Source organism: Pseudomonas fluorescens (genome assembly GCF_002022275.1).
Lineage (GTDB): Bacteria > Pseudomonadota > Gammaproteobacteria > Pseudomonadales > Pseudomonadaceae > Aquipseudomonas > Aquipseudomonas fluorescens_AJ.
In genome coordinates, this window is sequence record NZ_MSDF01000034.1 from 1 (window position 1) to 10272 (window position 10272).

Annotated in this window: 6 protein-coding genes; all 6 read left to right on the forward strand. The window is 64.4% G+C overall.

Translation table 11 applies throughout. The features are described from left to right. The first annotated feature begins 106 nt into the window (after positions 1–106). Entirely contained in the window at positions 107–724 is a 618-nt protein-coding gene (gene lexA / locus BFW87_RS22835; RefSeq protein ID WP_078741978.1) for a transcriptional repressor LexA, read from the forward strand. Then, positions 724–1338 (forward strand): translesion DNA synthesis-associated protein ImuA, encoded by a 615-nt coding sequence (gene imuA, locus BFW87_RS22840; protein WP_078741979.1) that lies wholly within the window; start codon positions 724–726, stop codon positions 1336–1338. Before lexA ends, imuA begins: the two co-directional genes overlap by 1 nt. 7 nt (positions 1339–1345) lie before the next feature. Further along, positions 1346–2761, forward strand: coding sequence for a Y-family DNA polymerase (locus BFW87_RS22845; RefSeq protein ID WP_078741980.1), 1416 nt, complete (start codon positions 1346–1348; stop codon positions 2759–2761). Then, complete coding sequence (locus BFW87_RS22850; protein ID WP_217699422.1) at positions 2737–5829, forward strand: error-prone DNA polymerase; 3093 nt, start codon at positions 2737–2739, stop codon at positions 5827–5829. The genes BFW87_RS22845 and BFW87_RS22850 overlap by 25 nt, the downstream gene beginning before the upstream one ends. A gap of 109 nt (positions 5830–5938) precedes the next feature. After that, positions 5939–7651 (forward strand): ATP-binding protein, encoded by a 1713-nt coding sequence (locus tag BFW87_RS22855; RefSeq protein ID WP_078741982.1) that lies wholly within the window; start codon positions 5939–5941, stop codon positions 7649–7651. Continuing rightward, complete coding sequence (uvrA, locus tag BFW87_RS22860; RefSeq protein ID WP_078741983.1) at positions 7648–10167, forward strand: excinuclease ABC subunit UvrA; 2520 nt, start codon at positions 7648–7650, stop codon at positions 10165–10167. Before BFW87_RS22855 ends, uvrA begins: the two co-directional genes overlap by 4 nt. Positions 10168–10272: the final 105 nt, after the last annotated feature.

Sequence of the window (10272 nt, forward strand, 5' to 3'; positions counted from 1 at the left end):
TAAGGGCGGAACCAATCCAAGGCATCACCCAAATAATGGATATACACCCCCCAAAAGCCCCCCCCCGACTGACGGCTATTGTCAGAAATTTCCCACAAGAGTACAAATGTACTCCATGACAACCCTGACCCCCCGCCGCACCGCCATCCTGACCTTCATCCGCGACCGCATCGCGCTACAAGGCCAACCCCCCAGCCTCGCCGAGATCGCCGAGGCGTTCGGCTTTGCCTCCCGCAGCGTCGCGCGCAAACACGTGGTGGCCCTGACCGAAGCCGGTTTCATCGAGGTCAACCCCAACCAGGCCCGAGGCATCCGCCTGCTCAACCAACCGCCACGCCCCGACTGGCTGGACATCCCCGTCCTCGGCCGAGTCGCCGCAGGCCTGCCTATCGGCGCTGACGCCGAAGTCCACAGCCGCCTGCAACTGGACCCCGCCACCTTTGCGAAAACCCCGGACTATCTGCTGCGGGTGCAAGGCGACTCAATGATCGAAGACGGCATCCTCGACGGTGACCTGGTCGGCGTACGCCGCAGCGCCGAAGCCTTGAACGGGCAAATCGTGGTGGCACGCCTGGACGGTGAAGTCACCATCAAGCGTTTCGAACGCAGTGGCGATCATGTGCGCCTGCTGCCACGCAACCCCGCGTATCAGCCCATCGTGGTAGGCCCCGACAGGGACCTGGCGATCGAAGGGGTGTTCTGCGGCCTGGTGAGGCAAGGCTGATGGGCGCCGTGGTTGCCCTGGACTCGCTGTTCAACGGCGGGCGAGTCTGGAAAGGCCGGCCCGCCGCGCCACCGGCCAGTGTGCACCCCACGGGGCTGGCGGCGCTGGACGCGGTGTTGCCCATGGGCGGGTGGCCGGAGTCGGCGTTGAGTGAAATCTTGATGGCCAAGGAAGGTGTCGGCGAGTTGCAGCTGGTGCTGCCAACCCTGTCGCGCTTGTCAAAGGCCGGGGAGCGCATTGTGCTGGTGGCGCCGCCCTATACACCGTACCCCCATGCCTGGCAAAACGCCGGGGTGGATTTGCGTCTGCTCTCGGTGATCCAGGCCGAGGAGCGCGATGCCTTGTGGGCGGTAGAACAATGCTTGCGCTCGGGCAGTTGCGGCGCGGTGTTGTGCTGGCCGCGCAAGGCCGATGATCGGGCCTTGCGCCGCTTGCAGGTGGCGGCGGAAACCGGGCAGACCCTGGCGTTTGCCTGGCGTTCTTTAAGTGAGGCGGTCAATTCGTCACCCGCCGCCTTGCGCCTGGCGGTCGAGGCAAAACCTGCGCAAGTGCGGGTGCTCAAGTGCCGGGGCGGGTTGGCCCATCCGGCGCCGATTGCGCTGGCGGGGCACTGAGGTTGCCATGCGCTGGGTGTGTATTGTCTTCCCGCAATTGGCGCTGGACGGGGTGCAGCGTGTGCATCCCGACCCGTACCAGCCGCTGGCATTGCTCGCCGGCACACCGCAGCGGCGCGTGCTGCAAACCGTCAACGATGCCGCGCGCGCGTTAGGCCTGCACCCCGGTCAGTCGCTGACGGCGGCGCATGCTCTGACCAAAACCTTTGCCAGCGCCGAATATGACCCGGTGGAAATTGAACGCTGGCAGCAGTTTCTCGCCGCCTGGGCCTACTGTTTCAGCTCCCAGGTCAGTGTGTATTACCCGCGTGCCTTGCTGTTCGAGATCGAATCGAGCCTGGGGCTGTTTGGCCCGTGGTCGCAGTTTGAAGCGCGCTTGCGCAAGGAGTTGACCGAGCTGGGCTTTCGCCACCGTATCGTCGCCGCGCCCAACCCGGCGGCAGCGCGGGTGCTGGCGAATATCTACGATGGTCTGGCTGTGGCCGATGAGGATGCGTTGATGCAGGCCCTGGCGCCGCTGCCCATCGACCGTGCCGGCCTTGACCCGCAGGCCGCCACCGCCTTGTCGCGCATGGGGCTGCGCACCCTGGCTCAGGTGCAGGCGTTACCCCGGCATACGTTGGCGCGGCGCTTTGACGCCAGCGTGCTCAAGCATCTGGATACGCTGAGCGGGCAACGGCCGTTGGCCCTGGCGTTTTATCAGCCGCCGGACCAGTTCGATGTGCGTATCGAGCTGAATTTCGACGTGCAATCCCACCAGGCGCTGTTGTTCCCCTTGCGGCGTTTGACCGGTGACCTGTCGGCCTTTCTCTGCGGCCGCGACAGTGGCGTGCAGCGTTTCGACCTGCACCTGGAACACGCCCAGGCGCCCGACAGTGTGATCAAGGTCGGCCTGCTCAGCGCCGAGCGCGAACCGGCGATGCTGTTCGAACTGGCCCGAGGCCGCCTGGAACAGGTGCAAGTCAGCTCACCGGTGCGCGGCTTTCGCCTGGTGGCGCAGGACCTGCCGGTGTTCGTGCCGCAACGTCAGGACCTGTTCGACGACCGCCCGCAACAAACCTTGCCGTGGGAACAATTACGCGAACGCCTGCGCGCACGCCTGGGCGATGAGGCGGTGCAAGGCCTGCGCTTTCACGCCGACCATCGTCCCGAATGCGCCTGGCAAGCGGCCGCCGACCCGCGCCCGTGCGCGAGTTTGAACAAGGTGCAGCGCCCCGGCTGGTTGCTGCACGAACCCACGCCGCTGGCTGAACACGGCGTGCAGATATTGATGGGCCCGGAACGCATCGAGTCCGGCTGGTGGGACGGCGCCGATGTCCGTCGCGATTACTACCTGATCCAGACCCGCGCCGGCCAGCAAGGCTGGGCCTATCGCACCGTGGGGCAAAGTGACGGGTTGTGGCTGCAAGGCTGGTTTGCATGAGCTACGCCGAGCTGCATTGCCTGTCCAACTTCAGCTTTCAGCGCGGGGCGTCGAGTGCGCTGGAGTTGTTCGAACGGGCCAGGCGCCAGGGCTACAGCGCCCTGGCGATCACCGATGAGTGCACCTTGTCGGGCATCGTGCGTGCGTGGCAGGCGGCGAAGGCGGTGGCGTTGCCGCTGATCATCGGCAGCGAAGTGCGCATCGAAAACGGCCCGAAACTGGTGCTGCTGGTGGAAGACCTCAGCGGCTATCAGCACTTGTGCCGCTTGATCACCCTGGCCCGTCGCCGTGCCGAAAAGGGCAGCTATCGCCTGTTGCAGGAAGATTTCGAGCAGCCGCTGCCCGGCCTGCTGGCGTTGTGGGTGGCCGACGACAGCGACACCCAGGCCTCGATCCAATGGCTGCACCGCACCTTCGCCAAGCGCCTGTGGCTGGCGGTGCACTTACATTGCGGCCAGGACGATGCGCGCCATCTGGAACAACGCCTGGCCCTGGCTGCCAGCCTGAAAATCCCGGCGGTGGCCTGTGGTGATGTGCACATGCACGCCCGTGGCCGCCGCGCGCTGCAAGACACCATGACTGCCATCCGCCATCACGTGCCGGTGGCCGAAGCCGGCACGCGCCTGCATCCCAATGGCGAGCGGCATTTGCGCGGCCTCGACGCCTTGGCCGCGCTGTACCCGCCAGCATTGCTCGACGAAACCCTGGCCATCGCGCGCCGCTGTACGTTTGACCTGAGCCAGTTGCGCTACCACTACCCGCGCGAACTGGTGCCCGCCGGGCATGACGCCAAAACCTGGCTACGCGCGGTGACCAAAGACGGCATCGCCCGGCGCTGGCCGAAGGGCGTCGACGCCAAGACCTTGCGGCAGATAAACAAGGAACTGGGGCTGATCAGCGAGCTGGGGTACGAGAGCTATTTCCTCACCGTGCACGACATTGTGCAGTTTGCCCGCAGCCGCTCGATCCTGTGCCAGGGCCGGGGTTCGGCGGCCAACTCGGCGGTGTGTTTTGCCTTGGGCATCACCGAGATTGACCCGAGCCTGACGGACATGTTGTTCGAACGCTTCCTGTCGAAAGAGCGCAACGAGCCGCCGGATATCGATGTGGACTTCGAACACGAGCGCCGCGAAGAAGTGCTGCAATATGTGTTCAATCGCTATGGCCGCACCCGCGCGGCGCTGACGGCGGTGGTCAGCAGTTACCACGCGGCCGGCGCAGTGCGCGACGTGGCCAAGGCCCTCGGGTTGCCGCCGGATCAGATCAACGCGCTGGCCGAATGCTGTGGGCGCTGGAGTGAAGAGGCGCCGCCTCTGGAACGCCTGCGCGAAGGTGGCTTCGACCCGCAAAGCCCGATCCTGCGCCGGGTGCTCACGCTGACCCAGCAATTGATCGGCTTTCCCCGGCACCTGTCCCAGCACCCCGGCGGTTTTGTGATTTCCGAATACCCACTGGACACGCTGGTGCCGGTGGAGAACGCCGCGATGGCCGAGCGCACCATCATTCAGTGGGACAAGGACGACCTCGACGCCGTCGGCCTGCTCAAGGTGGATATCCTCGCGCTGGGCATGCTCAGTGCGATTCGGCGTTGCTTCGACTTGTTGCGCCGCCATCGTGACCGCGACCTGTCCCTGGCCACGATCCCCAAGGAAGACCCGGCCACCTACGCGATGATCAGCAAGGCCGACACCATCGGCGTGTTCCAGATCGAGTCACGGGCGCAGATGTCGATGCTGCCAAGGCTCAAGCCGCAGAAATTCTATGACCTGGTGATTGAGGTCGCTATCGTGCGGCCCGGGCCGATTCAGGGCGGCATGGTGCACCCGTACCTGCGCAGGCGTAATAAGGAAGAGCCGGAAACCTACCCGTCGCCACAACTTGAAGCGGTGCTTAAACGCACCCTGGGCGTGCCGCTGTTTCAGGAGCAAGTCATGCAGATCGCCATGGTCGCTGCCGATTACAGCCCTGGCGAAGCTGACCAGTTGCGCCGCTCCATGGCCGCCTGGAAACGCCATGGCGGCCTGGAACCGCATCAGGCGCGCCTGCGCACCGGCATGCTGAAAAACGGCTACACCGAAGCCTTTGCCGCGCAGATCTTCGAGCAGATCAAGGGGTTTGGCAGCTATGGCTTTCCCGAATCCCACGCCGCCAGTTTTGCCTTGCTGACCTACGCCAGTTGCTGGCTCAAGTGCCATGAACCGGCGGCCTTCGCCTGTGCACTGATCAATAGCTGGCCCATGGGGTTCTACAGCCCGGACCAGATCCTGCAGGACGCACGACGCCACCACTTGCAGATTCGCCCGGTGGACGTGCAGGCCAGTGACTGGGATTGCAGCCTGGAACCCATTGAAGGCCAGCAACCGGCGATTCGCATGGGCTTGCGCATGATTTCGGGGTTTCGTGAGGACGACGGCCGACGGATTGAAGCCGCGCGCCAGCGCCAGGCGTTCAGCGATATCGCCGACCTCGACGAGCGCGCCGGGTTGGATGCGCGCACCCAGGCGTTGCTGGCCGATTCCGGCGCCCTGCGCGCGCTGGCGGGCAACCGGCACAAGGCGCGCTGGGAGATCGCGGGGGTACACAAGCAACTCGGGCTGTTCGCCGGTTTGCCCAGCCCCGACGAAGCGGTGGTGGAGCTGCCGACCCCTTCGGTCGGCGAAGACCTGCACGCCGACTACGCCACCGTCGGCACCACCCTCGGCCCGCACCCCTTGGCATTATTGCGCGACGAACTGCGCAAACGACGTTGCCGCAGTTCCCGCGAACTCATGGCCGTGGAGCATGGGCGCAATGTGAGCATCGCCGGGCTGGTCACGGGTCGTCAGCGCCCGGGCACGGCCAGTGGCGTGACCTTCGTGACCCTGGAAGACGAATTCGGCAACCTTAATGTGGTGGTCTGGCGCGATCTGGCCGAGCGTCAGCGCCAGGCACTGGTGGGCTCGCGGCTGCTGAAAGTGGACGGGCGCTGGGAGGCGGTGGGCGAGGTGCGGCACCTGATCGCCGGGCGTTTGACCGACCTGACGCCGCTGCTGGAAGGGATAAATGTGCGCAGCCGGGATTTTCACTGAGACCAGTGGTTTGCGCGCCCGTTTCCCCCTAACGTATACACGTTGAAACGATCTACGCGCGGCGCGCTCCAAACTTTGCCGATGTCCTCTTTTCGCACAGAGTTTAACCATGCAGTTTTTATCCAACCCCCACGGCTGTGAAGGTTGGGCCGGTGAAATGGCCCAGCGGATTCGCGGTTTCGATTGGTCGACCACCGACCTCGGCCCGATCGACCGCTGGTCCACCAGCCTGGCCTGTACCGTGCAGATGATGCTGGCCTCGCCCGTGCCGATGGTGATGCTGTGGGGGCGGGCGGGGTACATGATCTATAACGACAGCTACTCGGTGTTTGCCGGGGGGCGCCATCCCTATCTGTTGGGCACGGCCGTAGAGCTGGGCTGGCCGGAAGTGGCCGAGTTCAACCGGCAGGTGGTGAACACCTGTCTGGCCGGTGGCACCTTGTCGTTCAACAACAAGGATTTGGTGCTGCTGCGCAACGGCAAGCCGGAAACCGTGTGGCTGGATCTGTATTACAGCCCCGTCGCCGGGGACGATGGGCAACCGGCCGGGGTGCTGGCGATTGTGGTGGAAACCACCGAGCACGTGCATTCCGAGCGCTTGCGTCAGGAACTGACGCATAACCTGGAGCAGCGGGTGGCCGCTGAAGTGCAGGCGCGCTCCTCTGCCGAGGACCAGTTGCGCCAGTCGCAGAAACTCGAAGCCATCGGCGGCCTGACCGGTGGCGTGGCCCACGACTTCAATAACCTGCTGCAAGTGATCGCCGGCAACCTGCATCTGCTGGCCCGGCATGAGCCGGACAATGCCCAGGTGCAACGCCGCGTCACGGCGGCCATCGCAGCGGTAGACCGCGGTGCCAAACTGTCGTCGCAGTTGCTGGCGTTTGCGCGTCGCCAGCCGTTGTCGCCCGCGGTGTACAACCCGCAACGCATCTACGCAGGGTTAGGCGAGCTGTTGCAGCGGGCGCTGGGGGAGACCATTCATATTGATGTGCAGTTGTCGCCCGATTCGTGGTGTATCAACGTCGACCGCAACCAGCTGGAAAACGCGCTGCTCAACCTGGCGATCAATGCCCGGGATGCCATGAACGGCGAGGGCGTGATTCGCATCACGGGCGAGAACGTCATCCTCAACCCCGACGACTGCGCCGGTAAAAGCATCAAACCCGGCGAGTATGTGCGCCTGGCGGTGACGGACACCGGGGTGGGCATGCCGGTGGCGGTGCTCAAACGTGCCTTTGAACCTTTTTTTACCACCAAGCGCGAAGGGCAGGGCACCGGCCTGGGCCTGAGCATGGTGTTCGGCTTTGTGCGCCAAAGCGGCGGGCATGTGGACATGTGGAGCGAGGAGGGCAAGGGCTCGGTGGTGCAGATGTATTTCCCCCACAGCCTGGAGCCGGAAAGCCTGGATACAGACAGCGAGCTGGCGCTGCACAGCGGTGGCCAGGAAACCATCCTGGTGGTGGAAGACAATGAAGGCGTGCGCCTGACCGTCGTCGAGTTGCTGCAGCAGTCGGGTTACACCGTCGTCACGGCCGAGGACGGCGACCGGGCGATGCTGGCGTTGCAGGGCGGTGTGTCGCCGGACCTGATTTTTACCGACGTTGTCATGCCCGGCCGCGTCAAAAGCACCGACCTCGCGGATTGGGCTCGCCGCCAGCATCCTCCCGTGGCTGTGCTGTTCACCTCCGGCCACACCCGCGACATCCTCTCGACCAACCACCTGCTAAGTCCCGACATTCATCTGCTGAGCAAACCCTACAGCCCCGAAACGCTCACGCATCGGGTGCGCAGCGTGCTCACCGCCAGACAAGGTTGCCCATGACGTCACAGCGCAACATCCCCCCGATCACTGCCCAGCGCCCAGGGTTTGTACAGGTGCGCGGCGCCCGCGAACACAACCTGCGTAACGTCGACGTGGACATTCCCCGGGATGCCCTGGTGGTGTTTACCGGTGTTTCCGGCTCGGGCAAATCCTCCCTGGCGTTTTCCACGGTGTATGCCGAGGCCCAGCGCCGTTATTTCGAGTCGGTGGCGCCGTATGCGCGGCGCTTGATCGATCAGGTCGGCGTGCCGGACGTGGATTCCATCGAAGGTTTGCCGCCTGCCGTGGCATTGCAGCAACAACGCGGCACGCCGAGTGCGCGGTCGTCGGTGGGCAGCGTCACCACGTTGTCGAGCCTGATCCGCATGTTGTATTCGCGCGCCGGCAGTTATCCGCCGGGGCAGGCGATGCTGTACGCCGAGGACTTTTCGCCGAACCTGCCCCAGGGCGCGTGCCCTGAGTGCCATGGCTTGGGCCGCGTGTACGAAGTCACTGAGGCGCTGATGGTGCCCGATCCTTCGTTGACGATCCGCCAGCGCGCGGTGGCGTCCTGGCCGCTGGCGTGGCAAGGGCAAAACCTGCGCGACATTCTGGTGACCCTGGGTTATGACGTCGATATCCCTTGGCGCGACCTGTCGAAAAAGCAGCGCGACTGGATTCTGTTCACCGAAGAAACCCCGACCGCGCCGGTGTACGCAGGCTTCACGCCGGAGCAAACCCGCGAGGCCTTGAAACGCAATGTAGAACCGAGCTACCAGGGCACCTTCAGCGGCGCCCGACGTTACATTCTGCACACCTTCACCCACACCCAAAGCGCGCTGATGAAAAAGCGTGTTTCGCAGTTCATGCAGGGCAGTGCCTGCCCGTTGTGCGAAGGCAAGCGGCTGAACAAGGCCGCGCTGTCGGTGAAGTTTGCCGGGGTGGACATTGGCGAGTTGTCGCAGCTGTCACTGGCGCAGCTGGCTGAACTGTTGCGCCCGGTGGCGGCGGGGCAGGACACGATGAAGCTGTCGGTGGAAAAGCGTCTGGCTGCGCAGCGTATCGCCCAGGACCTGCTGGAACGGGTCAGTACCCTGACCGAGCTGGGCCTGGGGTATTTGTCGCTGGAACGCAGCACGCCCACCTTGTCGTCCGGAGAGTTGCAGCGTTTGCGCCTGGCCACGCAATTGGGCTCGCAATTGTTCGGCGTGATCTATGTGCTGGACGAGCCTTCGGCCGGCCTGCATCCGGCCGATGGTGAAGCGTTGTTCACGGCGCTGGATCGGCTGAAAGCGGCGGGCAACTCCTTGTTTGTGGTGGAGCACGACCTGGAAACCATGCGTCGCGCCGACTGGCTGATCGACGTGGGCCCGGCGGCCGGTGAGCATGGCGGCCAGGTGCTGTACAGCGGGCCGCCTGCGGGGTTGGCAGAGGTTGAGGCATCGCAGACGCGCGAGTATTTGTTTGCCGAACAACGCCAGGCGAGTTCGGTGCGGCGTGAACCCTCTGGCTGGCTGCAGCTGGAAGGCGTGACGCGCAATAACCTCAAAGACTTGAGCGTGGACTTCCCGTTGGGCTGCTTCACGGCGGTGACCGGGATTTCCGGCTCGGGCAAATCCAGCCTGGTCAGCCAGGCGCTGCTGGAGCTGGTGGGGTCGGGGCTTGGGCGGGTGCTGGAAAGCGACGAAGAAACCAGCCTGGAAGACGCTGCGCCGCAAACCAGCGGCGGGCGTATCAGTGCCGGGCTGGAGCAGATCCGCCGCCTTGTGCAGGTGGATCAGAAACCCATCGGGCGCACGCCGCGCTCCAACCTTGCGACCTACACCGGGTTGTTCGACAACGTGCGCAAACTGTTTGCGGCCACGCCGGCGGCGAAGAGGCGTGGTTACGATGCCGGGCAGTTTTCCTTCAACGTCGCCAAGGGGCGTTGCCCGAACTGTGAGGGCGAAGGGTTTGTCAGCGTGGAGTTGCTGTTTATGCCCAGCGTGTATGCGCCGTGCCCGACGTGCCACGGGGCGCGTTATAACCCTGAGACTCTGGCGATTCAATGGCAGGGCTTGAGCATTGCTCAGGTGCTGGGGTTGACGGTGGAACAGGCGGTGGAGGTGTTTGCCGAGCAGCCAGGTGTGTTGCGTTCGTTGCAGGTGTTGCGGGATATCGGGTTGGGTTATTTGCGACTGGGGCAGCCGGCGACTGAGTTGTCTGGCGGTGAGGCGCAGCGGATCAAGTTGGCCACCGAGCTGCAGCGTAACGCGCGGGGGGCGACGTTGTATGTGTTGGATGAGCCGACGACCGGGTTGCATCCGCGGGATGTGGATCGGTTGCTGAGCCAGTTGAATCATTTGGTCGAGGCGGGGCATACGGTGGTTGTGGTGGAGCATGAGATGCGTGTGGTGGCGCAGAGTGATTGGGTGATTGATATCGGGCCTGGGGCTGGAGATTTGGGGGGGAAGGTGGTGGTTTGTGGTACGCCGCAGAAGGTTGCCAGAAGCAAGGCCAGCCGGACTGCGCCGTTTTTGGCTCGGGAGATGGTTTGAGCGCCAGCACCTGTCGACTGTGGGAGCTGGCTTGCCTGCGATAGCGGTTTGGTGGGGTACATATCCGTTGCTGCGGTAACGGCTGCTATTGGTTCCGCTCTTACA